Source organism: Cedecea davisae DSM 4568 (genome assembly GCF_000412335.2).
Lineage (GTDB): Bacteria > Pseudomonadota > Gammaproteobacteria > Enterobacterales > Enterobacteriaceae > Cedecea > Cedecea davisae.
The window spans coordinates 3,662,127-3,688,699 of record NZ_KE161030.1; the positions used below are offsets into that span (position 1 = coordinate 3,662,127).

The 26,573-nt window shown below is 50.2% G+C and carries 27 protein-coding genes; 7 read left to right on the forward strand and 20 right to left on the reverse strand.

Going from position 1 to position 26,573, the window contains the following annotated elements:
* Positions 1-14: 14 nt before the first annotated feature.
* The 16 genes from sctE to HMPREF0201_RS16650 form a co-directional block, all read right to left on the reverse strand.
* Positions 15-1,898, reverse strand: coding sequence for a type III secretion system translocon subunit SseC family protein (sctE, locus tag HMPREF0201_RS16575; protein WP_016537918.1), 1,884 nt, complete (start codon positions 1,896-1,898; stop codon positions 15-17).
* A gap of 45 nt (positions 1,899-1,943) precedes the next feature.
* Entirely contained in the window at positions 1,944-2,462 is a 519-nt protein-coding gene (sicA, locus tag HMPREF0201_RS16580; RefSeq protein WP_016537919.1) for a type III secretion system translocator chaperone SicA, read from the reverse strand.
* 88 nt (positions 2,463-2,550) lie between these two features.
* Positions 2,551-3,615 (reverse strand): EscU/YscU/HrcU family type III secretion system export apparatus switch protein, encoded by a 1,065-nt coding sequence (locus tag HMPREF0201_RS16585; protein ID WP_016537920.1) that lies wholly within the window; start codon positions 3,613-3,615, stop codon positions 2,551-2,553.
* Positions 3,616-3,635: 20 nt separating this feature from the next.
* Positions 3,636-4,409: a type III secretion system export apparatus subunit SctT gene (gene sctT, locus HMPREF0201_RS16590; RefSeq protein ID WP_016537921.1), complete on the reverse strand. Its 774-nt coding sequence runs from the start codon at positions 4,407-4,409 to the stop codon at positions 3,636-3,638.
* 1 nt (position 4,410) lies between these two features.
* Entirely contained in the window at positions 4,411-4,668 is a 258-nt protein-coding gene (locus HMPREF0201_RS16595; protein ID WP_016537922.1) for an EscS/YscS/HrcS family type III secretion system export apparatus protein, read from the reverse strand.
* 15 nt (positions 4,669-4,683) lie between these two features.
* A complete protein-coding gene (locus HMPREF0201_RS16600; protein WP_016537923.1) occupies positions 4,684-5,349 on the reverse strand; it encodes an EscR/YscR/HrcR family type III secretion system export apparatus protein in 666 nt (221 codons plus the stop codon).
* Complete coding sequence (locus HMPREF0201_RS16605) at positions 5,336-6,271, reverse strand: FliM/FliN family flagellar motor switch protein (protein WP_016537924.1); 936 nt, start codon at positions 6,269-6,271, stop codon at positions 5,336-5,338. Before HMPREF0201_RS16605 ends, HMPREF0201_RS16600 begins: the two co-directional genes overlap by 14 nt.
* On the reverse strand, positions 6,268-7,239 hold the full coding sequence (locus tag HMPREF0201_RS16610) for a SpaN/EivJ family type III secretion system needle length determinant (protein ID WP_016537925.1): 972 nt from the start codon (positions 7,237-7,239) through the stop codon (positions 6,268-6,270). The genes HMPREF0201_RS16605 and HMPREF0201_RS16610 overlap by 4 nt, the downstream gene beginning before the upstream one ends.
* Positions 7,227-7,673: a surface presentation of antigen type M protein gene (locus HMPREF0201_RS16615; RefSeq protein WP_016537926.1), complete on the reverse strand. Its 447-nt coding sequence runs from the start codon at positions 7,671-7,673 to the stop codon at positions 7,227-7,229. The genes HMPREF0201_RS16610 and HMPREF0201_RS16615 overlap by 13 nt, the downstream gene beginning before the upstream one ends.
* Positions 7,663-8,949 (reverse strand): type III secretion system ATPase SctN, encoded by a 1,287-nt coding sequence (gene sctN / locus HMPREF0201_RS16620; protein ID WP_016537927.1) that lies wholly within the window; start codon positions 8,947-8,949, stop codon positions 7,663-7,665. The genes HMPREF0201_RS16615 and sctN overlap by 11 nt, the downstream gene beginning before the upstream one ends.
* 5 nt (positions 8,950-8,954) lie before the next feature.
* Positions 8,955-9,356, reverse strand: a complete 402-nt coding sequence (locus HMPREF0201_RS16625; protein ID WP_016537928.1) for an InvB/SpaK family type III secretion system chaperone — start codon at positions 9,354-9,356, stop codon at positions 8,955-8,957.
* 17 nt (positions 9,357-9,373) lie between these two features.
* On the reverse strand, positions 9,374-11,422 hold the full coding sequence (locus HMPREF0201_RS16630) for an EscV/YscV/HrcV family type III secretion system export apparatus protein (RefSeq protein WP_016537929.1): 2,049 nt from the start codon (positions 11,420-11,422) through the stop codon (positions 9,374-9,376).
* A gap of 26 nt (positions 11,423-11,448) precedes the next feature.
* Positions 11,449-12,588, reverse strand: coding sequence for a type III secretion system gatekeeper subunit SctW (gene sctW, locus HMPREF0201_RS16635; RefSeq protein ID WP_016537930.1), 1,140 nt, complete (start codon positions 12,586-12,588; stop codon positions 11,449-11,451).
* Positions 12,579-14,252, reverse strand: coding sequence for a type III secretion system outer membrane ring subunit SctC (gene sctC, locus HMPREF0201_RS16640; RefSeq protein ID WP_016537931.1), 1,674 nt, complete (start codon positions 14,250-14,252; stop codon positions 12,579-12,581). The genes sctW and sctC overlap by 10 nt, the downstream gene beginning before the upstream one ends.
* 6 nt (positions 14,253-14,258) lie before the next feature.
* Positions 14,259-15,017: a helix-turn-helix domain-containing protein gene (locus HMPREF0201_RS16645; protein WP_016537932.1), complete on the reverse strand. Its 759-nt coding sequence runs from the start codon at positions 15,015-15,017 to the stop codon at positions 14,259-14,261.
* Between the two features lie 127 nt (positions 15,018-15,144).
* Positions 15,145-15,633: a transglycosylase SLT domain-containing protein gene (locus HMPREF0201_RS16650; protein WP_016537933.1), complete on the reverse strand. Its 489-nt coding sequence runs from the start codon at positions 15,631-15,633 to the stop codon at positions 15,145-15,147.
* 314 nt (positions 15,634-15,947) lie between these two features.
* Between HMPREF0201_RS16650 and cbpA the strand changes: the two genes are divergently transcribed.
* The 3 genes from cbpA to HMPREF0201_RS16665 all read left to right on the forward strand — a co-directional run bounded on the left by cbpA (position 15,948) and on the right by HMPREF0201_RS16665 (position 17,682).
* On the forward strand, positions 15,948-16,868 hold the full coding sequence (gene cbpA, locus HMPREF0201_RS16655; protein ID WP_039898711.1) for a curved DNA-binding protein: 921 nt from the start codon (positions 15,948-15,950) through the stop codon (positions 16,866-16,868).
* Positions 16,868-17,173, forward strand: a complete 306-nt coding sequence (cbpM, locus tag HMPREF0201_RS16660) for a chaperone modulator CbpM (protein ID WP_016537935.1) — start codon at positions 16,868-16,870, stop codon at positions 17,171-17,173. Before cbpA ends, cbpM begins: the two co-directional genes overlap by 1 nt.
* Positions 17,174-17,322: 149 nt before the next feature.
* On the forward strand, positions 17,323-17,682 hold the full coding sequence (locus HMPREF0201_RS16665) for a hypothetical protein (protein WP_016537936.1): 360 nt from the start codon (positions 17,323-17,325) through the stop codon (positions 17,680-17,682).
* A gap of 68 nt (positions 17,683-17,750) precedes the next feature.
* Here HMPREF0201_RS16665 and HMPREF0201_RS16670 read toward each other — a convergent pair whose 3' ends face one another.
* Positions 17,751-18,431, reverse strand: coding sequence for a nitroreductase (locus tag HMPREF0201_RS16670; protein ID WP_016537937.1), 681 nt, complete (start codon positions 18,429-18,431; stop codon positions 17,751-17,753).
* A 122-nt stretch (positions 18,432-18,553) separates the two neighbouring features.
* On the opposite strand from HMPREF0201_RS16670, the gene HMPREF0201_RS16675 reads away from it, so the two are divergent.
* Positions 18,554-19,486 carry a LysR family transcriptional regulator gene (locus HMPREF0201_RS16675; RefSeq protein ID WP_039899415.1) on the forward strand — a complete coding sequence of 311 codons (933 nt, stop codon included), beginning with the start codon at positions 18,554-18,556 and terminating at the stop codon, positions 19,484-19,486.
* Positions 19,487-19,538: 52 nt separating this feature from the next.
* Here HMPREF0201_RS16675 and HMPREF0201_RS23470 read toward each other — a convergent pair whose 3' ends face one another.
* A complete protein-coding gene (locus tag HMPREF0201_RS23470; protein ID WP_055696376.1) occupies positions 19,539-23,669 on the reverse strand; it encodes an autotransporter outer membrane beta-barrel domain-containing protein in 4,131 nt (1,376 codons plus the stop codon).
* 576 nt (positions 23,670-24,245) lie between these two features.
* A complete protein-coding gene (locus HMPREF0201_RS16685; RefSeq protein WP_016537940.1) occupies positions 24,246-24,860 on the reverse strand; it encodes a histidine phosphatase family protein in 615 nt (204 codons plus the stop codon).
* Between the two features lie 67 nt (positions 24,861-24,927).
* On the opposite strand from HMPREF0201_RS16685, the gene HMPREF0201_RS16690 reads away from it, so the two are divergent.
* The 3 genes from HMPREF0201_RS16690 to HMPREF0201_RS16700 all read left to right on the forward strand — a co-directional run bounded on the left by HMPREF0201_RS16690 (position 24,928) and on the right by HMPREF0201_RS16700 (position 26,035).
* A complete protein-coding gene (locus tag HMPREF0201_RS16690) occupies positions 24,928-25,230 on the forward strand; it encodes an ArsR/SmtB family transcription factor (RefSeq protein ID WP_016537941.1) in 303 nt (100 codons plus the stop codon).
* A gap of 8 nt (positions 25,231-25,238) precedes the next feature.
* Entirely contained in the window at positions 25,239-25,763 is a 525-nt protein-coding gene (locus tag HMPREF0201_RS16695; RefSeq protein ID WP_039898712.1) for a rhodanese family protein, read from the forward strand.
* Positions 25,764-25,855: 92 nt separating this feature from the next.
* The gene (locus HMPREF0201_RS16700) at positions 25,856-26,035 is read left to right on the forward strand and encodes a YodC family protein (protein ID WP_039899420.1); all 180 of its coding nucleotides are present in this window, start codon (positions 25,856-25,858) and stop codon (positions 26,033-26,035) included.
* A gap of 113 nt (positions 26,036-26,148) precedes the next feature.
* On the opposite strand, the gene HMPREF0201_RS16705 is transcribed toward HMPREF0201_RS16700, so the two are convergent.
* A complete protein-coding gene (locus HMPREF0201_RS16705; RefSeq protein ID WP_039898714.1) occupies positions 26,149-26,436 on the reverse strand; it encodes a DUF2623 family protein in 288 nt (95 codons plus the stop codon).
* Positions 26,437-26,573: the final 137 nt, after the last annotated feature.

Consider the following 26,573-nt stretch of genomic DNA (forward strand, 5'->3'; position numbering starts at 1 on the left):
ATAATAGAGGCTAATCAAGCCTTCATGTTTCGAGTAACAAAATGACCCGCGGCACTTTGGCTTTGTAGCGTATCGGAGAGCATCTGGCCAATAGACTGAACCTGCCCCTGATCCGATTTAAAACGGCTAATAATGGTATCCAGCAGGTCACGCAGGATTTTTATATCGGTATTTGCCATCTGAAATTCGGCTAAAGTCTTCGTGGCCTCTAGCTGAATATTCGCAACATTCATACTCATGCCTGACTGAACAAATGAATTTGAGGTAGAAATCCCTACCCGTGCCATATTCAAATGATTAAGATTAATTTTCCTGAGGTTATTCATAACCGCAGAGTCGCTCTCTTTAACCAGTCCGGTAATATTTTTAGTCATCTTCGCAGAGACCTTCTCAATTTGCCGAACCATCTGCTTCATCATTGCCGAAGCCTGCTTCGCGATTCCCTTAATAATTTGTGGAATGATTTTGTCAATCACCTGCTTAATCGCTTTTTTAATCGTCTGAACAACGGCCTTAGCCATTTTCTTGATTAAGAATTTTGCGGCACTCTTGGCGACCAGGGCCACAACGACAATGGCGGCGATGGCGACCGCAGCGGTGACGGCCATATGAATGGTGTCCATCATGTTCGCGCCGGTAGCTTTATCGATCTCCTTCAGCAGCAGACCCAGCGGCGTATAGTCAAATATTTTGGTAACAATATCCCCGAGGAAATTCATTAATGGCATCAGCACATGTTCCATTAATGGATCCATAATCATGCCGGTGAGCGATTTACCCGTGGTGGCCTCAAGAATGGGGTCCAGTACCATCAGAGCAATACCAATCGCCATCAGCGTAGTGCCGGCCCCGCCGAAGATAGTGGTAATAGCCCCCAGGGCAATCGCTAACCCACCGAGAATTTTGCCGATGCAGTCGGCCATTTTCTGCGTATCTTCGGCTTTGCGTGTCTGCTCTATATACTCATCAGACTTGCGCTTCATTTCTGCCTGCCGCGCTTTGGTCTGAATGCGGTTCACTTCTAAATCGCTCTTCAGCTTTTCGCTGGCTACTTCATCCATATTTTTGATGAACTCGGAAATCAGCATAATCATCACGGCCGTGCGCGATAGCGCCTTCTCCGACTGTTCGGCCGCCGTGCTGACTGAAGCGCTGCCGGGCAGAACTACGTTGGCATATTTTTTATTCAGCTCTGCGGTTTTAGCATTTAGCTTATCGAGGATTTTCTGCCCTTCATCGATAGCATCTTTGGTCTTGTTCTTCGCCGCGGTCAGGTTCTCCTGAGCCTTGTCATAAGCCGTAGTCGCTGTGGCAACGTCGGCTTTAGCTTTAGCGATATCCTCTTCACTGGCATTAGGATCCTTGAGCAGGTTATCCAGCGCATTTTTAGCGCTCTCTAACTTGTCTCCGGCGCTCTTCCACTCTGAATTAGCTGCCTCTTCGTCGCCTTTTGCCGAGTCGATGACCTTGCCCTGAGCATCAAACTCACTTTGCAGCTCATCCAGCTCGGCGGACATCTCGTTCGCCGCCTGTATGGTCGACTCTGACTGGGCTGCAAAATTTGCCGCAGCATTCGCCAACTGATGCGAGTCCATGGTGTTGCTGAGCGACTGATAGCGGAGCATCGCCAATAAAACCTGTGATTTATTAGTCAGGCCGTTGGTTGGCTCACGAAGTGATGGTCTGTCGCTATCCATCTCAAGACTGCGGCTAAATTCTTCAGAAATGCCATTCGCTATTTCATCCTGGCTCCTTTGCTGCGCCAGCGCATTTAACTGTGAACCTTTGACCACAGAAATATGCGTTTTGCTGGAAGCTGCATTGGTCAATGACACATTAGACTTTATCGTAGCGTTCAACACGGCAGTTTGAGCTGATTTTGCAGAACTCAAATCCATATTATAGTCCTTATTATATTATCGATTTATTATAATCACTTTAAACTAGACGGCCTCATCCGGCGTTTCAGCATTTTCATCCGCAACGGTTTCACTGCGATTTTGGCGAATAGTATCCATATAAATTTTAGCTTTATTAACCAGAGACTGGTCTGTACATCTCTGGCAAATAATATCAAAGCACTGTAAGGCTTTTACTACATTGCCCATTAATAGCTGACATTGCCCGGAATAAAACACTGGATTAAAATTATCCTCGGCCATAACGTAGGCCAGCGCATAAAAATCACAGGCTTTGTGGTAATTCTTTTTTAATTGGTTAACCGCCCCCAAACCGATGAAATAATCTGGGTTTTTTAAATCATACATGCACAGGAAGTTAAAGAAGCTTTCTGCTTCATCGAGTCGGCCCTCCTTATAATACTGATATGCATGAGCATAAATATTTTCCATGGTATCATCAGGGATGCCATGAATTTCACGTAATGTCGCACCATGTTCCATGGTGGCGCTCATAATCAATTCGGCTTCTTGTTCAGTGATATTACCTTTCATTATATCCATATCTCACTCTTTGGCAGCGTCACCGTTCATTCAGATGACAATATTTAAACATGTGGATTCCAAACGTTCACATAAAGAACGCTCATTCTTACTTCTCTTCGGGCGGCCGTTGATGCTCATTCATCCAGGCATTTTCGACCTGTTCTAGCCATATGAGAACCTCGATAACATCATCAAGATCATCAATACTTACAAATGAATAGCGGCGATGTGTTTTGAATATTTTGCGAGCAAGCCTGACGTTCTCGACTACCGGAACGCCAACTTTTTCAGCATAGGCACGCACCGCCAGCGCCCGCTGGTTGGTTTCCAGAACGGAGATAAAAGGAATGCCTACAACGTCCATGTTGATGTAGATCCCTACGGCAATATGCGTAGGGTTAGCGACGATAACTTTGGAGTTCTCGATATCCGATTTAACCTGCTCGGAAAGCAGCTCCATATGAAGCTCTTTGCGTTTTGATTTTATTTCCGGATCGCCATCCTGCTCTTTATGCTCACGTTTGACTTCCTGCTTATCCATCTTCAGATCTTTAATATGCAAAAAGTATTCGGCTAGTGCATCAAGAACCAAAACCAACAGCGCGCAACACAGGCATAAATAAACCAGAGAACTAAAGAGCTGCCCCCATATCGGGAAAACATGCTCTACTCCGGCATTTACCTGAGAAAATACCAGCAGCTTATTTCCATCCCAGAACATAATTGCCGCAGTAATAAAACTCGTCAGAAAAAGGAGCGTTTTGACAACATCTTTCAACGTGCGCAGACTAAAGAGTTTCTTAAAACCATTAACCGGGTTGAGTGCCGAAAAATTTATTTTTAGCGCCTTGCTTGCAAGTTTGAACCCCGTTTGCAGCAATGCTGGTAAAGCCGAGGCCGCTACGCAGAGTAAAAAGAAAGGCAGAAATATTTTTACACCTGACCATAAAACGACTCTGGCGTAACCCTCGGTGTCACTGGTAAATCCATTTTCAATAACCCGGCGCCACAGCACCATAAGGTCTACAGCTCCGGTAAAGCTCACCAAATATTGCACGCCAAAAAGAATCAGGCAGGAGATAATAAGATCTTTGCTCTTAAAAGATTGACCTTTCTCGGCGGCCTCTCTTTTCTTTTTGGGGGTGGGTTTCTCCGTCTTGCTCCCCGACATTATACCCTCCAGAATAAAAACTAAATATGGCTGCTTAGCCAGGCCGGCATGCCTTCAGGTAATAGTTCCAGCAGCATGACTTTCCCTGGCAGCACCGGGGTGAAGTAAATAAGCAATAAAAAGAAAGCGATAAAACTCTTAACCGTTAGCGCGAGAGCAAAAGCATTAAGTTGAGGAGCAAATCTGGCCAATAGCCCCAGGCACAGCTCGGTTAAGAGGAAAATAACAATCAGCGGGCTGGCAAGAATCAGCGCATTGCTCACCAGCAGCCCCAAAAAACCCAACACGGGCGCGATTCCGGGAAGCGTCATCTGGTAAGGCCCCCAAAGCTGATAGCTTTTCTCAAAAACCTCCAGAAGAGTCAGCAATCCGCCGTGTTGCAACACGACCACTGCGGCAAACAAGTTAAACAGGTTAGCCAGCTCCGAAGTGTCCACGCCGGAAAGCGGGTCGATGCTGCTACTAAGCGTTGCCCCGCGCTGGTTATCGATAACGCTACCCACCGCGTGCAGCACCCAGCAGGGCAGGCACAGGAAAAAAGCCAGAATCAGACCGATGGCCAGCTCTTTAGCTATCAAAATCATAAACCAGACCGAATCAAAGCCTGCTATAGGTGCGCCGGAGTATGGCCACAGAGCCACGCCCACAAGCATTGCCACCGGCAGGCGAATAGCGCCGGTCAGGGTGCTGGAATTAAAAAATGGCAGCAGGATAAAAGCAGGCATTAAGCGGGCTGACGCCATCGCCATTTCATAAAGCCAACGGTGCAGGTCAAAGAAAAGCATCGTCTGCATGTTATCGGGCCATCGCCATCCGGATGACCTCCCGGGCGAAATTGATTAGCACATCGCCATACCAACCCGCTACCAGGAACAGACACAGTGCGACACTCAACAGCTTCAGGCCAAAGGGTAAGGTCTGTTCCTGAAGCTGCGTAACCGTTTGAAATAGCCCCACCAGCAGCCCGACTATCGTTGCTACGGCAATAGGTAAAGCTGAGAGCATCAAAATAAGGTAGAGCGCCTTATTACCCGCGAAGGTGATTTCATTCATAGTCCACCCGGCCTGTTAAGAAGCGAGATCGATGTATTGCAGCACCAGGCCTTTTGACAATAACGTCCAGCCATCGAGCACCACAAATAGCACCAGTTTTATCGGCACGGATATCGTAACCGGGCTCATCATCATCATCCCCAGCGCCAGTAAAATACTGGAAACCAGCAGGTCAATGACCACAAAAGGCAGGTAGAGATAAAAACCGATTTTAAACGCGCTCTTTATTTCGCTTAATGCATATGCAGGAAGCAGGGAGAGAATCGATGGTCTTTCATCTTCCTGAGCAAGGCTGTCGTCTTCTTTATCCCGCTCTATCTGCACCCGCTCAAAAAAGCGAGTTAACTCGGGGTCTGAATACTTCTCCAGATAGCTTCGATAGCTGTCTAACCCATGCTCAACGAAATAAACAACTGATTGTGGATTGCTGGAATCCATATCCGAACGTTGGTATTCCTCATAGCCGTTTTTCACCACCGGCATCATCACAAAAAAGGAGAGCACGAGGGCAATGCCGTTTAACGTCATATTTGACGGTATCTGCTGTAAGCCTAAGGCGTTGCGTACCATGACAAAGACAATAGAGAATTTTATATAGCAGGTACCACAGGCAATAAGAAACGGGAGTAAAGTCGAAAAGGCCAGTATTGCAATAAGCGAAATATCATTACCTTGAATCATCGCCCGGCTCCTGATAAAGCTCTTTGACCTCTACGCCCAGGCGATCTTCAATCCACACAACTTCACCGCGGGCAATAGCAACACCGTTGGCAGTAATTGTAATATTTTTCTCGGCATCGGGATCGCAAGGTAAAACCATTCCTTGATACAAAGATTCCAGCTCATCGATAGCAATACGATTTTGCTGCAATACAAAACCGAGCTTGACGGAAATTTTATCTCGCGGCATTAATTTTTGCGGCTCAACTTCCGCATCATTTTCATAATCATCAAAATCTATTTCCGTATAATCATCTTCAGTGTCAAACATAAAACCATCCTCATTACGGGAAAACTTTCCAATAATATTGCCGCCAGAAAAAATAAAGTTTTGAGTCTTATTAACCAGCAACACATCTCCGACCGAAACGCGTTTTAGCAGGCTGATGCTAATAATGCTGTGCCCTACCTCAAACTGAATCTCCACCGGCAAATGTCCGACAGCCATCCCACCGGTGGAGTATCCCGGCGCAGCGAGATTTTCAGGTATGCCGTAAAACCATACCCGAGCATGCTGAAACTGGCAGGAGTACATTGAGTCAGTAATATTGGATCGACTCGTCAGACCCTTGCTTGCCAACTGATGATATTCAAGCTCTTCAGGTAGCCCTTCCAGCGGATTAGAACTGTTAATAAACAGCTCTTCCAGCTGCTGTGCCGACCAGCAAGAGCCGGACATCTTTGCGCTTTCCGGCATGATGCCTGCAAACCAGGCTTGTAGATCGATGACCCCTTCCCAGCCCGTGTCACTGGTAAAATTGAGCAACGTCTCACCCGGTTTAATACCCTGCTGAAACACAAATCCCTGGCTTTTCCAGCGTAAAATATGCTGCCGCCACGCCAGCTCCTGGGACGAGTAATGGCGCAAATTTCCGCGTATCACGCTTGCTCCTCATCGGCGTCAGACTGCCGGTGCTGCCCTGGATGCTGCTTCTCTTGCTCATCCTGAAAAACCCATTCAGGATTCCCCTGATGGTGATGCTCACTATGGTCGGCGAGGCGCTGTTGAACTAATGAATCGGAAGGGTGCAGCACCACAGGTGTGCCATTGTGGGCCGCCATTTGCACATTAACCTGATGACCTCTTCCCCAGTCTGAAAAAGTGTAAGTCAGCCGACCACTGGCCTGAGTTTTATTGGCAGAGTTCTCAGAAGCTGTGCTTGCAAGTAAATCGCTGGACATTCGCGCATGGCTAAGCGTTTTGCCTGGATTGATGTCTTTAGCTGTATGTTCAGCGTTAGGCAGATGAGTATTTACCAGATGTGGACGAATATTTTCCCTGGCGGATAATTGCTCATGTGGCCGGTCTGATTCAGACGAGGGGATGCCGTGAGGCTTCATCTCATTATCTTTTGCGGGCTGCTGGGTCCCCGCCTCTTTGTTACTTTTAACATGCCGCTCTGGCGATGAAATAATAACTCCCGAGCTATCTTTAGACGCCAATACTGTCGGGAATACCGTCGGTAATGCCGTCGGCAATACCGGGTTATGCTCGTAACGAGCGAGAGTCTTTGCCGATGGGCCAACTGCTGCCGTCCTGGCTGGTTTACGGTTTTCCCCGCCTTCTAAAACACCTGCAGGACCGACGCCCTCAGCCATGAGAGCTGGTAATACTGACCTCACCTGATTCTGGCTATGCTTTGCGCTTCCCCCCTGAAGGCTCATAGCCAGGCGCTGCATTGAGCGTTCAGCCGGCAAATAGCCCGGGGGCAAAGCCGCTGCCGTATCCTGGGTTTTAGAACGACCTTTGAGCACTTTCTTTGCTATATCATCGAGGCGGCTGGTGACCGATTCTCCCGCCGTTACGAATGCGGCCTCGTTGCCTGCATTGATATTATTTACCGCTGCCATGAGATCCTCTCTTCCGTTTCTGATTCCTCAATACGTGCCTCTCTGAGCCTTTTTTGTTTACGCTCGGCCGTACACAGATACTGATATTTATCCATTTTTCTGAGCAGAATTTTTCTCTTTTCGACAAGAGAACTCTTTTGCCTCTCGCAATCTTCTTGCTGGTGCTCAAGCTGGGATGACTGCATTTTCATCTCTGCCAACTTTCTTTTCAGCGCCCCCTGGCGACGCTGAATCGCCAATAATTTTTCTTTATTAAGTATGCCGTTGGGGTAAAGATTCTTCATCAACGCCACTATTGCCGACATCTCCTCGTAGGCTTTATTTATTTGCGCAGAAAGAGAGCGATGAACACTTTCATTTTTAGCGATCAGCAAATCATTACGTTGAATATTGAATTCAGAGCGCACGATCAGAGCCTTTATTTTATGACGCAAGTTCTCTCATCTCCTGAAACACTTCACGAAAGCTGGCATGCTCATCTACGCCCTGCCGCAGCCATGCAAGTAGATCATCCCGCTTATTCATCGCATAATCGTTCTCTGCATTTTCGCCAGGCTGGTATTCCCCCAAATCAACAAAAATTTGTAGCTCTTCGATCTTCGCTAAAATACGCCGGATCTCTCCAGCCAGTTGAAGATGTTCAGGTTCACAAACCTGGCTCGAGACGCGGCTAACGCTGTTTAAAACGTCGATTGCCGGATAATGATTTTTGGCGGCAAGTTTCCGGCTTAAATAAAGGTGCCCATCAAGGATCGAACGAATTTCATCGGCTATAGGATCCGGCTCATCGTCACTCTCCAGCAAAATGGTGTACCACGCCGTAATACTTCCTGAATGGGTAGAACCAGGTCTTTCAAGCAACTTCGGTAATGAGTCAAATACCGAGGCCGGGTAGCCCCGGCGAGCCGGTGATTCACCTGCGGCCAGCGCGACGTCACGCAGCGCTCTGGCATAACGAGTGATGGAGTCCAGAAACAACACCACATTCATCCCCGCATCGCGGAAATATTCCGCAACCGTTGTCGCAACCAGCGCTGCATTACAGCGATCGAGGGAGGAATAATCAGACGTGGCATACACCAGGATGCATTTTTGCTGGCGCTCTGACTGCCGCAGGGCTTCAGTAAATTCCGTGACTTCACGCCCGCGCTCTCCGATCAGCGCAATAACAAAAACGTCGGCGTCAGCCTGCTCAATCAGCATGTGCATTAGCGTGGTCTTACCGCAGCCCGCCGAAGCAAATATGCCCAGTCGTTGGCCAATACCGCAGGTCATCACGCCGTCAATTGCGCGTACGCCGGTGAAAAACGGCTGGCGGATACCGACTCGCTCCTGATAGGAAGGGGGCGGACTATCAACCTGACGAACTTCCCTGGCGTAACCATCATGATTTTCTACGAACCGCTCAACAACATTACCGGCAGGATCGAGCACACATCCCAGCAGGTCATGACTGACAACCACGGATAAACTTGCCCCTGTGGGGCTGATTACAGCCTCCCGGGATAATCCTTTTGCGGTGCCAATCAGGCTCAAAACCGTGTTATCACCGTTAAATCCCAACACCTGAGCGCGCGCGACAACGGCCGGCTTGTCCCAACTGGCGCGGATTTCGCACAACTCGCCAACCTTCACGCCGGGCAGAATCGCTTCAATAAGGGGACCAGAAAGACGCTGTGGGTGTGCCTGCTGGCGTAGTAGCTGCTTCATACTTGTTACCGAATCAGGCTCAGGAATTCTTCCTGCTGTGCAAAAAATTCATCCATCGCATCCGCAAGCCCTTTGCTGCTTTCCAGATAATCAGGATGAACCAGGCCACGCAGTTCGATGTAACCTTCGTTAACCTGCATTTGCAGCTGCCCCGTCATACAAAACAGGCAGCCGCTCATCATTTTTTCCAGCAGCACCGAGGCTTTATGCTGCAAAACGGCGTCATTTGCTTCACACAGCTTTGACCAGATCCACACATTGTCATCGGTAATACTGATCAACATGCTCGGATAATTATCAAAATCCAGAGATATCGTTGAATGAGCGTCAAAATCTCCTAAAAGAGACTCATCACAGCCACTTTCCAGAAGTGCATTACGAACCAAAGAAACAATATCGATATACATTATTATGATGTCCCCTATCAGATTGTTTTAATCACGTTAATAGAAACGCTGTCTGTTATCTCACCAAACGACATAACTTCGAGGTCTTTAAACCTTGTTTCGATAAATCGTTTTAAGAACCTTCGAATATCAACAGAAGTCAGTACCACCAAATCACGACATGATATGGTGACGCCGTCCATTGCCAATACAAACCGGTCCATTAGCTCATCGGCAATAGCAGGATCAAGATTCAGGAATGTACCTGAGGAAGTGCTTCTTATGCCCTGCCTGATTTTTTCCTCAAATTCGCCAGACAGCATAATGACCCGTAATGAATTAGCCGTTGAAAACTTATGGCAAATATATCTCGCCATAGCCCCACGAATATGTTCAACCAAAGTAATGACATCCTTTTCGCGTGGTGCCCAGAGCGCAATGGCTTCCATAATCATTTTCATATTACGCACAGAGATACGTTCGCTTAAAAGACGCTGTAATACTTCTGAAATTCGCTGAACCGTAGCATGGCGCATCACCTCCTTCATTAAGTCAGGATATTTCGCCTCCAGCTTGTCCAGCATATTTTTGGTTTCCTGAACGCCGAAGTATTCATTAATATGGCGAATCATAATTGCGGCAAAGGTGTGATAAACCTCATCAATACTGTTTCTCAGCTGGTAGCCTAAACCGGTTAGTGCTTTACGCTGGCTATCATCGACCCAAACCATGTCATCTACATAGGTGCAGGGGATCCCCATCTGCTCCAGCTCCGGCGAGCTATTTATCACGCGGAAAAAGTTGAACTTAGTGCGGAACTGCTCGGCTTTGATCTCATTGATTAAAATGGTGACGGTGTCGGATTCCAGGTTAGCCGAAGGCTTGAGCGTGATGTCCGGCAGGCTGATACCATAATCAACAAAGAACTGACTGCGGTAGCGCTGGGCCAGCTTCTCTTTCTCGAATAATTTGGCATCTTCGTCGCTGACCAAAATGATCAGCGGCACCGTCTCCGACGTTACGCCATCAATATTCGTTAGCAGGCCAAGCTTGCTTTCCGTTTCATCGCTCGAACTGTCAGGGTCAAAACTGCTGGCGGGTTCAGCATCCGCGACCGTTGCAGATTTTCTTAACTTGCGATGCTGGTAGTAAAACAGGCCACCCAGCGCTAACGCGAGTATGACAAACACGGCCAAAGGAAAACCCGGAAGGCTGCCGATACCCAGCGCAATAATGGCGCCAATCACCAGCACCATCGGGTTATCAAACAGCTGGCCGACAATGGTTTTCCCCATATTATCGCCGTCGCCGTTAACACGAGTGACGATAAAACCAGCACCTATCGCAATCAATAGCGCCGGGATCTGTGCAACCAGGCCATCGCCAATGGTCAGCAGAGTGTAGATTGACAGCGCGGAAGACATATCCATTCCGTGCTGTGCCACACCAACGCTGATGCCGCCAATAAAGTTAATAAAAATCACGATAATGCCGGCAATCGCATCACCCTTGATGAACTTCATTGCCCCATCAAAAGAGCCATAAAGCTGGCTTTCACGCTCCACTATGCTGCGACGTTCTCTGGCCCCGTCGGCATCAATCGACCCCGCACGCAGGTCGGCATCGATACTCATCTGCTTGCCCGGCATCCCATCAAGCGAGAATCGTGCGGCAACTTCGGCCACGCGCTCCGCCCCTTTGGTGATAACCATAAACTGCACAATAGTCACGATGGCAAAGATAACGAAGCCCACGACGAGGTTATCGCCGATAACAAACTCTCCAAAGGTGGCAATAATTTCGCCGGCATCAGCATCGTTCAGAATCAAACGGCTGGTACTTACCGACAGTGCTAAACGAAACAGAGTCGTTATCAACAGCACCGACGGAAATGTAGAAAAGTTTAAAATTCTGTCAATATAGAAAGACGACAGAAAGACCAGAATAGATAAAACCATATTCAGGCCAATCAAAAAATCGACCAGATAGGTTGGCAGCGGAATCACCAACATCGAAATGATGACAACAATCAATATCAGGATAAATAATTCCGGATGGTTTCTTATCCTGTTTAAAAAATCGTTCATATTCTCAAATATCCATATGCGATTTGTTAACCGCCTTCCTGACGACGTTCTCTATTTTCATTAAGCAGAGCTTTATCCGCTAGCGATTCAAACTGAGCTAACAGGGCCTCGCGCTCATCAAGCGAGGTAAATGCTTCGTGGGGCATTTTTTTACAGTTAAAATAGATTATTTGTAACAGCTTCGCGCGTTCGGTCTGTTTAACGAAACGCAAATAATCTCCCACCACCTGAGTCAGGTGATCGCTCAACGCATAAGGACTTTGCAAAGCGCTAAACATAAAAAATAGCCATGCACCTTCATCGTGATTTATTTCACGAACAAAATTATCGTTAAGTATCCCCTGCATAAATAAAATGTCGCAGGAGCGAATAAGCTTAATTTGACCAATCCGCCCCAATAAATACCCAAATTCAACGTGGCTGCAGCTGGGGTCGGCAGAGTCGATATCGGCGAGCACCGCATCTTCCATAAAGTTAATAACAATGCCGCGCTTCTCAACCCCGTATGTGGATATCCAATCCTGATACAACTCAATCTCATGCTCGTCGCTTGCCAGAAATCCCCGGTAACTTTCACGCATCAGCGCCGGGCTCATCATTAACGTCTTCCCGAACAAACGCGCTTTTAGCGCAACGTTAATACCGGCTTTTAGCCGCTTAGGATCGGCTTCTTTTTCAACCTGTGAAAGTAGCTTTTTGAGGCGCTTGCGAACGACCTCATCAAGATCTCGCTGACGCAGAGTCTCGCGCAGAACCAGAACCAGGTCGCTTTCATCCGGAAAAAGAGAGCGTGCATGACGCAGCAGATTCTCAATATTTGAACCCTCGCTCCCCTTCAATATTTTGACCAACCTGTCGAACTTAGGCTGAACCTCCTCATCTAACACCTGGTCAAAACTGGTTTCACCGGCGACTCCACTCTTTTTTTCATAGTCTCTGCGGCTACGAAACTGCGCCATCGCGGCAGACATCTCATCCGTTGCGTCCGAGAACCGCTGAAGTAGTGCGGCAGGTGATTCATCCTCCACCACCTGAGCCTCACCCTCGGCGAGCACATCCTGGCGATCCGTCTGGCTGGCACTCAATTCTTTATTGTTAGACAGGGCTTCCCGCCGCTGCATATAGAGATGCATGCTGGCATCGCCGTTGCCAATGCCTAGCGCCATTTTTGGCTATCCAGATAGTTAACCATCCAGTTCTGCAAGCGATCGCTGGAAAAGTCATCTTTCATTTCGCCAATCAGCGTATGTGCATCCGGGCTTAACGGCGCTTCAATCTCACGCGGCTGGATCAGGAATACTCGCACCATGTTTGAGGTTCTGTCTCGCTTATAGCGAAACAGGCTGCCAACCCACGGCAGGTCGCCAAGCAAGGGAATTTTCCCCTCAACTTTTGTCTCCTCATCTCGGGTATAACCGCCAATCAGCAGGCTTTTCCCTCGCGGAACGCGGGCAACGGTACTGATATTTGTTCTGCCGACCTCCGGGAGGTCATCCGCCGTCATTCGGGTGTCATCATATTGATTACCGTCTTCAACATTCAGCATCATTTCAATCTCGCCGCTTTCGGTAAAACGCGGAAGAACGCTAACCAGGGTGCCGTAAGTAACGCTTTCAAGCTGCGCGGTCCTTTCGCCCACCAGCTTGGAATAAAAAGTGCGGCTATTGTCGAAAATGGCCGGGATATTTTCCTGAGTCAGCAGCATAGGGCGCGAAACAATATTGGCTTTTTTCTTCTCGCTCAGCGCCAGAGCAGTGACCATAAAGCTGGCACCATCGATGGTGCTGGTTCCGCCATTTAGCGAAATCCCCAGGTTAGAACCGACGTTAAGATTGCCGGTCCACTGAACGCCTAAGTTTTCAAAGGCGTCTTTTTGCAAATCGACAATCCAGACGGAAAGCTCAATATGGCGCTTGGCGATATCCAGGGAATGGACCAAATTGCGAATATAGGCAACCTGCTCGGCGCTGCCCCTGACCAACAAGCTATTTGAGCCGGGGTCGGAGATAATGCTCATGCCGTTCCCGGTTGGCGGCGTCCTGACCTGGCTATCAAGCTGCTGAATGGCCTGCTCATTTGCTCCCCCTTCAGGAAAAGACCCCAGCAGCATTTCGTCTTCTGCGCTCGCTGTCGGAACCACCTTCCTCGGCGTAACCTGAACGCTACCGCCAGGGCTCGCGCCGTTAGACATGATCCGATTCACCACGCTGGAGATACCTGGAATAATGATTTTCTGGTCACGATAGCGATATTCCCGGTCTTCAACGAAGGTGTTAAAGAGCGGGATAACGGCCAGGTTTTCACGCCCGTCATAACCGTCACTTTTTTGGTCGAGAAATTTTGCCGCATTTGAAATAAGGTCGATATAAATCGGAGGCCCTGAGACATAGAACGTTGAGTTTCTATTATCTGAGCGCAGCGGATAACGCTCGTCATAGAGGCCTGAATCTTTCAAAAAACTTTTAATAACATTAAACGACGTATTACGCAGAACGATAACCGTGTTACGAATTTCCGATGCGTCGTAAATGTAAATGGCCTGCCCGTCGTCATACCAGATCAGACTTAATTGTTCAGCAACCGCACCCAAAACTTTCGGTGGGCGGGAGAGATCGAACTCTCCGCTAATTTTTTTTCGAGCTGCAATTTTGCTGATCACAACAGGTTTTTTCATTACCGATGAAATAGCATCGAAAAAACCTTTCACACCTTCGTCTCGGGCAATATAACCCTGATCGTTTTGCTGGTCGGCCAGTGCAACCTGCGGCGAAGAAAAAACGAGTAAGGCAGCAAGTAAAACTCCAACCTTGTTGTGCCATTGAACTGTCATTATTAATCAACTCACGTGTAATATTTTTTTCAAATTTCGAGGCGAAACGCCAAATGCATCTTTCACTTCATTAGAAAAATGCGATAACGAGGCATAACCATGGTTCATCGCAATAGTTGTCAGATTATTATCACCGTCAATTAACTCAAATAATGCCCGAACCAGGCGCCAGTCTCTGAGCTCTACTTTGGCCGTTTTGCCCAGCGCATAGCGAGTTAGCCGCCTGAAGTGCGAAACGGATAGGCCATAGCGCGAACAAAGCACCTGCAGACGCTGGTTTGAATTGTCGCAGGACTCATCCAGTAGAAAATCAACAAGGTCATACCATTCGTTATTTTTCAGAACGTCTGAGAAAGCAGCAATATCATCGGCATGCAATAAAGTCTGATTTAAAAACCAATATTCAATACTTCGCGTCGAAGCTTCAGGACCTAAGGCCGCCGGCAGGTATCCCCAAAATTGCTCGGGGTTAAAATTTTTTTTCTTATGCTGTGATTTATCGACAAAAACCTGCAATTTGACTAAAAATGGAAAATCAATATCGCAATAATGGAATGAGCCGGACTCAACCGTTAATGTGCAGGGAGACAATACCAACATGCCACGTTCATTCGCATTAACTGATGTGGATTCCACCCGATCTTTCATCGCCATGGTAATGCGGCAAGGCTCCTGCTCTGTTGCGGTATAAAATAATGAATGCCGTGGGATCTCGAGCACACCTCCGGCAGCTAAATAGTCATTTTGGGCTGTAGTGTTCATCATCGACGCTTCATAGAGAATATTAGGTTGACGAGTTTAACGTGCAGAAACTGAACAAACATGACGGGATAACAATGACGGCTAACGCCTCAGGGAAGATTTTCATCAGATTCTTCGGCAGCGGGCAGCACTAGCGCAGCAAAGCAATATTACGATGTGAATCCTTAAGCGGAATCAGGATATTTTCCCTGGAAGATTGACGGTAAATCCCCCAGACTTTTCGGGCATATTTCATCCTTAAGCGGTGTTTATTCTTTCCTGCCCCCGCATTGTAAGCGCCTACCGCCTCCCAACCATAGCCGTAAATATTGACCATATTTTTCAGGATTGCCGCGCCAACTAATACTGAAATACAGGGGTCTTTGACCAGCATGGACTCGCTAATTCCATGCTTACCAAGCCAGCCCAAATGGGTGCTATTAATCTGCATCAGGCCAAAGTCACGAGAGCCGTTGTTGTTTTTACCCACTACAGAAGGATCCATGCCGGATTCAACCTGAGCAATAGATTTTAACAGCCTGACTTCCACACCGGATTTTTGAGCTGCAAACTTCCAGCAATCAGCGTTAGCTATACTTGTTGTGAGAAATAATAACACTAAAAAAACAATACATTTCATAATACATGGAGCCAGATAGCGACAACTTATTAACGCATTCAGTTACTTAATAAATTAATAGTGATGGAGTATTTAAAAGAATTATTTTCTTTTTATTAATAGTGGGGCGCATACTAATTGCCCCCCTCAGGCATAACTACCAGATTACGCTCATAGGCTAATATTCGTCATGCCTATACCGCCGGCTGCATTGATATAATCGACCTTGTTGATGGATTAAATTTCCCACGAACGCCTTCAACACTCCTATACTTACCGACGACACATTTCCGCACGTTCTGTTCTGCATGCACTGATTTATGCGAGATAACGATATGGAATTAAAGGATTATTACGCCATCATGGGCGTCAAACCGACGGATGAACTGAAGACTATCAAAACAGCCTACCGCCGACTGGCCCGCAAATATCACCCTGATGTCAGCAAAGAGCCGGACGCCGAAGCGCGCTTTAAAGAGGTCGCGGAGGCATGGGAGGTATTAAGCGACGAGCAGCGCCGTGCCGAGTACGACCAGATGTGGCAGCACCGGAACGATCCGCAATTCAACCAACAGTCCCACCAGGCCGACGGCCAGAGCTATAACGCTCACGACTTCGACGACATCTTCTCCTCTATATTTGGCCAACAGTCCAGGCAGTCGCGCCAGTCCAATGCAGCACGCGGCCACGATATAGAAATCGAGGTCGCCGTTTTCCTCGAAGAAACCCTGGCCGAACACAGCCGCACCATCAGCTACAAACTCCCGATTTATAACGTTTTTGGCATCGTCGAGCAGGAAATCCCCAAAACCCTGAATGTAAAAATTCCGGCAGGCGTTGGTGACGGGCAACGCATCCGCCTGAAGGGCCAGGGTACACCGGGGGAAAACGGCGGACCAAACGGCGATCTGTGGCTGGTGATTCACATTGCGCCCCACCCGCTATTCGACATCGTTGGTCACAATCTGGAAGTCGTGGTGCCACTCTCGCCGTGGGAAGCCGCACTGGGAGCAAAAGTCGAGGTACCAACGCTCAAAGACAGCATTTTGATGACCATTCCGCCGGGCAGTCAAGCCGGGCAGAAGCTGCGCATCAAGGGTAAAGGCCTGGTCAGCAAACAGCATACGGGCGACCTGTTCGCGGTAATAAAAATCGTCATGCCGCCTAAGCCAGATGAAACAACCGCAGCGCTATGGCAGCAGCTGGCAGACGCCCAGTCGTCGTTCAATCCGCGTAAAGATTGGGGGAAAAAATAATGTCTACCGTCACCGTCACTTTTACCGTCACCGAGTTCTGCCTGCATACCGGCATTGGGGAAGACGAGATCAACGAAATAGTCGGCCTGGGCGTAATCGAACCCTATGATTTTGAAGCCAGGCCCTGGCAGTTCGATGACCACGCGCTAAACGTGGCACAGCGTGCTTTACGGCTAAGGCGCGAGCTGGAGCTGGACTGGCCGGGCATTGCCGTAGCGCTGAGCCTGCTGGAGGAGAACGAACGGCTACGCCAGGAGAATCGCCTGCTGAAACAGCGAATTGGGCGTTTTATTCGCCACCCTTAGGCTCATAAAGTGGCGAAAAATCCAGCATGATATATCCATGCGCCGTGAACGCTCTGATTCATTTAGGATTATTACCTAAGGCAACTTCCGCTTCGCTGTGCCAGGCTAATCTACGGTCATAAGGACTGATAACGTTTGTAGAGGATATTATGAAAAAAACGATCATCGCTTTATCTGCAATTCTGCTGGCTGCTCCTGTTTTTGCCGCGACCACCACACACGCAACCGACGAAACCGTCGCAGCCGCGCATGAAGGCGCGAACACAGCGAAAGAAAAACTGCACGAGGCGCAGAACAAAGGCGAAGAGCTAAAGCTCAAGTCTAAACACGCCGCTGAAGGCAAAACCGATAGCACGGGCAGCAAGGTGAGCGAAGGCTCCCAGAAGGCCTGGCATAAAACCAAAGAAGGCACCGAGAAAGGTTGGAACGCAACCAAAGAAGGGGCTGAAAAAGGCTGGAACAAGACCAAAGAAGGCGCTTCCGACCTGAAGAAAAAAGTCAGCGAGTAATACTCTTGCTGCCAGCAAAAAGCCGCATTAGCGGCTTTTTTTATACCCATAATATATAGCCAGGGCAGCTAGTTGTGCAGGGTCACGCTCTCATCCACGCTCTGGCGCCACATGCGCACCTTTCCCGAAGGTGCATCAGGGTCAGCGTAGCCAAACGAGATACCAAACAGCAGTCGATAATCGTCTGACACCCCAAGTAGCCTGCGCGTCTCGTCGGCATGGAAACCAAGAAGCGTTTGTGGAATACCGGCAAAACCACGGGCAGCCAGGGATAACAAGAAGCTTTGGCCGTACATGCCGATATCAGAAGCGACTCGAACGTTGTCACCAAATGAAGGCATAAACAGGAAGGCAACGTGCGGCGCGCCGAAGAATTTGTAATTACGCAGGAAGGCCTCCCGGCGCTTCTCTTTATCCTCGCGAGCAATGCCCAGCGCGTCATAATAAATCTTTGCCTGCCGCTGGCTACGCTCATAATAGTCGCCGTGAAAATCATCGTAGCTGAATGAAAAGTCCGGTGTCGCTTTACCCGCGCTATCGTTCTCTATCATCATTTTTTGCAACGCATCTTTAGTCTCGCCGGAGGCAATGTGAACATGCCATGGCTGTGTGTTGCAGTTAGAGGGCGAATATTGCGCATCCTGCAAAACGGCGCGAATTTGCTCATCGGTCAGCGGCGTCGGCAGAAACGCACGCGATGAAAAACGCTGGCGAACCGCCTCATCAAAAGCCAGAACCTTATTGCTCATACCATCCTCTCTGTTTATTGCCCGCCAGAATGCGGGAAAAATTTACTGAGCCGGATGTTAGCGCTGCCTGTCATAGCGAAAAACCGTATAATCCGGCAAAGACCTTTGCGGATATCGCACAAATGAAAGATCTGAGCCAAATAAACGCCCGCTCGATGCAAATCTTCCTCGCCGTAATCGGTGAAGGCAGCTTTTCGGAAGTTGCCCGCCAGGAGAACATCGCCCCGTCTTCGGTTTCGCGGACTGTTTTCCAGCTAGAACAGTCACTCGAAACCCAGTTGCTTTATCGCAATACCCGCGCCGTAGTCGCAACGGATGCCGGGAATATTTACGCCGAAGCTTTCAGAGGAATGTTGAACCAGCTGGATAATGCGCTGAACCTGATTAGCGAGCGCCGTCAGGAGCCGGGCGGGCTGCTACGCTTTAATGCTCCGGTATCATTTGGCCTGCGACACATCGCCCCGTGGGTTGCCGAGCTAAGTGAACGCTACCCGGCGCTCAAGCTGGAGCTCAATCTTACCGACAACTATATTGAACCGCTGGCGGACGGTACGGATCTGCTGCTGCGCATTTCGCCGATGCAGGACAGTTCGCTGCATGGCCGCTTTATTACCCGCCAAAGCTCTTATCTGGTTGCCAGCCCGGCCTATATTGAACGCCACGGTTACCCGCAAACCCCGGATGATTTACATAATCACCGGCTTCTTGCCTATCGAGGGTTAATGGGCCTTCAGCGCTGGTACTTTACGAAAGGAGAAGAAAAGCTCCAGTTGATGCCGGAGCCGAGAATTGTCTCCGACAATGCAGAGATGTTGGTTAAAGCGGCGCAGGACGGGGCAGGGATCGTGCTCTTTCCCGACTGGCAGATAAGCGACTCGCTGAAGGCAAAGCGCCTGATTCCGCTGATGACCGACTACACTGCTTCTTACAGCGTGACCGCCCATTCAATCTACATGCTTTACCCCGGCGGCCACTTTCCGTCGCTTAATACCCGCAGCGTGATTGATTTCTTTATGGAAAAGTTCGGCACGCCGCCTTACTGGCAGGATATCTAGTCTCCCGGTGAAATAAAGCGGCCGCCGGTGCAGCGGCCGCACGGTTTAGGGACTAAAACCCGTATTTCACGCCAATCATTGCGGACGTGTCACGGTAGCCTTTGTCACCTATCTGCTGAGCAACGCCGCCCCACATATTCAGGCTCGGCGAAATCTGCCCCTGAACGCCCAGTTTCAGTTGGCCAATGTTACGCGCCCCCTCTTCGTTCAGCAGCTTATTCCCCATTCTGACGCCGAAGTTTTTGGTGTTATGCAGCCAGTTCATTTCGATGTAAGGCTTGAATTCACGCCCTTTACCGTCGTCTTCCGTGCGATGCCCTCGCAGGTAGAGGCGCATGCCGAGGCGGGATTGCAGATTGCCCTGCCCGCTGTCCTGAATACGAGTGCCGTTGGCTTCCGAATGCTCAGAACTGTGAACGCCCATCCAGGTTAACTGAGCCTGAGGCTCAAGATAAACAGCCCGGCGCTCGCTTTCGCTAAGCAGCATGTTGTAGCCACTTTCCAGCGAGGCAGTAAAACCGCGGCTTTTATAATGCTCGTCCGCCAGATCTTCGCCGCTGACGCGGTTGTTGAACCAGTTGTACATCACCCAGCTATCAACATACATTCCCTCGCGGGAGACGGCATTCTGATACCAGGTGCCGTAAGCCCCCACGCTGTAACCATCCATATCGGAGTCAGAACGGTAGCCGGTCAGGCTTGAGCTTGAATGACCAGAAACGTTGCCGTAACCCGCCATCAGGCCTGCGCCCCAGCGGCCATTCTCGTTGGTTGAGCCGTGTAAAAACTCATTCCCCATCTGAGCGACATAGCGGTTGGCGCTGGATTTAATCTGGCCTTCACCGGTTTTGAAACGGTTTTGGCCGCCTTCCTGGCGAAGCCAGAAAGTGCCCCTGGTCATGCCGCGTCCATCTATCGGAGCACGATATTCGGTAGCCCCTTCGCGATCGTCGAGCGTCAGGTTGAATAACGTATTTGCCGCCGTCAGGTTAACCAGATAGCTGCCGACCTCCGGGCGATAAACAGGGACCGGGACAGGAGAAGGCCTGTTGATTGTTACCGGAGGAATGATCGGCCCCACAGGGGGATCAACAGGATCTACCGGCGGAACGATCGGGTCTACCGGATCTACCGGCGGCATTTCGCTCATCGAGGTCAGATACCAATTCTGCCCCTTCTGCACCAGGCTGTAGTCCCACGCCCCGGCAACAATACGCCCGGCCTGGGTGAAGGAACTCGCGGCTGAATTACCGCCAACGTTTACCACTTCAATACCCTGGCTGGTCTCATCCCCCTGACCGCCAACGTTATTTACCGCCAGCACGGTTGAGCCAGAAGTACTGCCCCGTACCACCAGTTTGTCGGTCAACGAGTTGTCATCGCCCAGTACAGTATTTACATTGAGAGCGCTGTTTGCCCCGCCAATATAATCTCCGCTGACGTTCAGGCGGTTGCCGCTGATAGTTGGGCTGCGGGAAAGATTTACCGTACCGTCGTTATTAAGTTCGCCGTTTACGCTAAAGCTGGCCGCACTATCGTCGCTCTGCAATGGACTGCCCACGGTTAACGTGCTGCCTGTTTCCAGCGTAGCCGCGCCAATACTGCCCGTGCCTGAGAGCTGAGTCATGCTCTTCGCCGTCACATCGCCGATCAGAGAGCCGGTGACATCCAGGCTGCCCTCGGCAAGCGTAGTTGTTCCGGTATAGGTGCTGTCCCCGGTCATTGTCAGCGCGCCGCTGCCGAGTTTGGTCAGGCCACCGCTGCCGGTTACGCTCTGGCTAATTGTGGTGTTGTGCTGCTGGGTATCCAGCGTACCGCCTGCGCTTTCCAGCACCACAGCCCGTTCCAGATCAAAGCTATTGCTAAGCTGCAGCGTACCGCCATCAAAGGTTAACACGCTGGAATCAGAACCTAACGCACCGTCCTGAGCGATTTGCAGAACGCCGTCATACAGCGTCCATGGCGTATCGGCATCCGTCACATTGTTCAGCACCCAAATGCTGGCTCCCGTTTTATGGAAGTGTTCAAAACCCTGGTACTGAGCACTGTCGCCTATAGCTGTAGCATCAAACTGGCTGTCTGCGTTGCCTCCGAGGATCAGCGTGTCATCCCCAGGACCGGCCTGCACATTCCCCTGAACGTTATAGCCATCGCGCAGCTCCAGCGAGTTTGTTCCCCCGGTAAACAGCACTGCCTGAGAGCGGTTTTGACCATTAAAGTCCATGCCCCCCGTCAGAGTGCCGCTGTTGACGATAGTCATGTCGCTCCCGGAAATGCCAATACCGCCGACGCCGACGTTACCCACGCCGTTATTAGCGCCTGCTGTACCCGGCTCGCCGCCGTTGCCGCCGGAAATAGTTCCGGAGTTAAACACGCTGCCGCCGCCCGCAGAAATACGCACGCCAGAACCACCGGCACCGCCTGCATCTCCGCCACCGCCGCCGCCGCGGTTACCGTTACCGCCCTGAATACTTCCGTTATTCACGACCTGGCCGCCGGAACCAATTAATACTCCGCTGCCGCCCTCACCGCCGCTGCCGCCGATACTGGCATCGCCGCCGCTGCCGCCGCCCGTTCCGCCGAGGCCGCCGGTTATCGTCGCTCCAACATCGTTGGTAACTTTACCTTTGCCCTCAATCGACAGGCCGTTACCGCCCTGTGCGCCGGTCCCGCCGTTAGTCGTACTGCTATTGCCGTTAGCGCCAGCACCACCGTTACCGCCGAGGAAAGAACCGTGATTGGTGACATTACCGGCCCCAATAATAGCAATTGCATCACCGCCTGAGCCGCCAACGCCGCCGCCGCCCGCAGAGTCATCTCCACCTTTACCGCCGGTCACCATACCGCTGGTTTCGTTTGTTACATCTCCGCCGCCGTTGATTTCAATCCCGGTACCGCCTGCGCCAGAGTCTCCGCCAAGTGAAGAACTAAGATTGCCGCTGCCGCCGCCGCGATTACCAAGACCGCCGGTGACTTCGCCGAAGTTGCTGACGCTGCCGCCGCCGTCCAGAGCGATCCCGCTGCCGCCTTTACCTCCGTCCCCGCCATCGCCGCCGCTAAGATTATCGCCGGTGCTGTTTGAATTACCGCCGCCGCCGGTTCCGGCGTTACCGCCGATGATATGCCCGCCGCTGTTATTGATAACTTTGCCGCTGCCCATCACGGTTATACCGCTGCCGCCGTGGCCGCCCGCGGATCCATAGCCGACAACGCCAGAGCCTTTGCCGGACTCCACCGCGCCGCCGTTACCGCCGTCTCCGCCGTTGCCGCCAAGAATGTTGCCGCTGTTGGTAACGGTGCTGGTCCCGCTGAGCCAGACCCCGCTGCCTCCGCTTGCGGCCTCACCGCCGGTTCCGCCGATGCCGGTAACGTCGTCGTTATTTTTAGTGTCCGCGTTGGCAGCGAGGCCGCCGGTAGCGCCGCGACCACCTGTAATGGTGCCGGTGTTAGTAATATTTCCCCCCTGGGTAGACATTACGCCATTGCCACCTGCGCCACCCGCGCCTCCGCTCCCGCCGTGCAGAACTTCACCTGCCGTCGTTTGGCTGTTTGCCGTTGCACTCCCGGTATTGCCGCCTGTGCCACCGTCACCGCCGGTGACAGAGCCGTCGTTGGTGTAATTGCCCGCCCCTGTTATCAGGACGCCTGCGCCGCCGTCACCACCATTGCCGCCATTACCGCCGTTACCAGAGTCTGCTACGTCGGTGGTATTACTCCCGCCGTTGCCGCCGCGGCCACCGTTACCGCCAACAATACTGCCTGCGTTGTTATGCTGGATATCGTCAGCCAATACCAGCCCGGCGGAACCACCGCCGCCGCCGCCGCCTGCAGAGCCGCTGCCGTTGGTCGCATTGCCATCAGGCTGTTGGCCGACTCCCCCGGTCGCCGTCCCCGCGGGAAGCGAATTCGTTACGCCATCAACACTTCCTGCGCCGCCATTTTCCCCCTGGCTGCTGCCCTGGCCTCGTTCTCCTGAGCCGCCCTCTCCACCATTACCACCGATGCCGGTGGTGGTATCCATCGTGCCGCCGCCGCCGCCCTGGGCGCTGTCGGAAACGGAAGATGGCGCACCGTTCTGGCCATCAGCAGCCATTGCGTGCTGAGGTACAGCGCTTAAAAGTGCAGCACTGATTGCGGTGGCAATCAGATGTCGTTTACCAGGGGTATGTAATAAATAAGGCATATCCATCCTCTTTAACTCAGCGGAGTCATATAGATGTGAAATATCAGAAACGGGCGAGCAGCAATTTATTTAAAATTGCACCAGGGTCTTAAAGGCAAAATGAAAATCAATTTCAAATGAGAGAAGTAATCATTAAAAACAATCAATAGTGTTAAAATAATGTATCGATTGAGATCTAATAACGGATCAAAATTAATTCGATACCGCCGCGCCCTCTCAAAAAGAATTTATTTCGGTTTATAATTTTAACACCATGGAAATAGTTATGAACAAAAGTAAATTGTATTACAATTTGATTTGACTCATGGAATGAATAACAAGCCTGATTTTTCGATAGAATTGAAATGGCTAAAAAACACCATAAAACCAATTTAACCCATTGTTTTAAAATGATTAAAAAAACAAATAAAATCAATGTATGCGAGAGATGAAATACAGATTATTCCTAATGAAAAAATAACATAAATTCATTTTAGAAAGTAAAAAATGCGTTTCGTCATCAAAGAAAATGCCAATAAAAGCCCTATATTACGCATAACAATTAGCCATAAGGTCAGGATGTTTTGCATTCCAGCATTAGCCTGTATCCTTTAAATGCGTCGCCCTTCCCCAACTCGTTAATTCAATAGCTTCGTCCCCAACATTCAACACACTATAAGCGGCATTTTGGTGTCCATATCTTCTTAAATCATCATTAATAGCTCCGCCTTTTAATTGCCAAATTAATATCTCCAGCGCATGACCATGACTAACAATAATGACTGTTTTATCTTCATGCTTCCCGGACAACTCTTTCAGAAAGGATAAAAGGCGGTTGCTGACATCAAAAACCGTTTCACCACCCGGTATTGCCGTCTGCGGACTCCCGGAAAGAAGGCGCTCAGCCATCCCAGGATACTCTCTTAGCGTCTGTGCAAATTGCATTCCCTGAAGCACGCCAAAGTGGCGCTCATGCAACCGTTCATCGCAGGTCAGCAGGCAGCTAAACTGGTTAGCCAGCACCCGTGCCGTGCTTTTAGCGCGCGAAGCCGGGGACGTATAAATATGCGAAACTGAGTAATCTGCCAGAGCAGCCCCCAGGGCAAGAACTTGTCTATGCCCGCGATCCGTTATCCGACTGTCTAACCGCCCCTGAATAACCCCCTGCCGGTTCGCTTCACTTTCCCCATGTCTAACCACAATAACCTGCATTCTCTTCCCTTATGCTGACGTTTGATTTAGCATTACCTTAATTTAGAACTATCTAAAGTAATGATTTATGAAATCTGAGCTCATACAACTTCAATCAAGCGCTGAAAGCGCAGCGAAGCTGCTCAAAGCGATGAGCAATCCCAGGCGATTACTGATCCTTTGCCTGCTACTCGACTCACCGGGCACCGGCGCGGGCGAGCTGGCCTCTGCCACGGGTTTAAGCCCGTCGGCCACCTCCCAACATCTGGCGCGGATGAAAGATGAGGGGCTTATTGAGAGCCAGCGTAGCGCCCAGCGAGTTCTCTATTTCATTAAAGATAGCGCGGTACGCGAAGTCATAGCGGCGCTGAAATCCATTTATTGTCCTTAAGGAGCATGATGAACGTTTCTGCCATCTCGCCGGAAGAAGCTAAAAAGCTGATTACCGAAGGCGCCGCGCTGATAGACATCCGTGAACCGGATGAATATGCGCGAGAAAATATCCCTGAGGCCCATTTGCTGCCACTTTCAGCCATTAAAAACGGTGCACGCCTGGGGCCGCTAGATCCTCATGATGTCGTGATTTTTCACTGCCAGTCGGGTATGCGTTCAACCCAGAATGCACAAAAGCTGGCGGAAATAGCCGAGCCAGCCCGCGTATTGCTGCTGGCAGGCGGGCTGGATAGCTGGAAAAAATTAGGCCAGGAAGTGCAAGAAGACAAGAGCCAGCCCATGCCGATGATGCGGCAGGTGCAAATTGTGGCTGGTGCGCTGATCCTGCTTGGCGTCTTGCTGGGTTACGGCGTCAATCAGGGGTTCTTCCTGCTTCCCGGTTTTGTTGGCGCGGGCCTGGTGTTTGCCGGAGTTACCGGGTTTTGCGGCATGGCTCGCCTGCTGGCCCATATGCCCTGGAACCGACGCTAGCCGCGATGTTGCTTTATCCGCTCCGGTTTCTGATCTATGGTTATCAACGCGGCGCTGCTGCATTAAATTCCCTTAGCATTCAGAGGTTTTTTATGTTTAAACCAGGTGATGTTGTTCAGCCCAATCAGGGTGGTCCTAAGCTGCAGGTGGTTGAGGTTCAGGGAGAAGAGATAATTTGTGTTCCCGCCTCGGCGCCGGGCGCGGAAGAGCTAACGCTGAAAGCGGACTCCGTATCGCTGTACAAAGAAGAAGGTGATTTCGGCGTTTGCTAAGCCATAAAATTTCGGCGTGAATCGCTTCACGCCGAAATTATCAATAAAAGTGCCCCTATCCTTGTCATCGCCATTCATAAACAACCGGGCACGGCGGAAATCCAGGTCAGCAATCAATAACCCTTCTCATACCCCGCAAAAAAACATCGAACCGCTACGTCGGCGTTAACCTCTTTGAGAAAATCAACTACCGACTCTTTATCCAGGTGATAGCGGCGAGTCAGCACGCCCGCTTCCCAGGCCGCCCGTTGGCGATCGCCGGTCTGCTCGGCCATTCGATGGGTAAAGCCCAGCACAAAGCCACGTTTATAATCAGAACAGAAGCGCTCAACGTTCACCGCACTGTCGGCCTGCCTGGCCTTCAGCCCGGCCATCAAGCCTTTACCAAAATGATTATCCATCAGTGACTCCCCACCACTCGCTATATACAAAATTATATAACGATTTGTCCGGCAATGGGTATCCCTAAAACCCATGCTTTTGCGTGGATTTCATCGGTTGTGAAACGAGAAAGTCATCTCATTGATATTCCATAGAA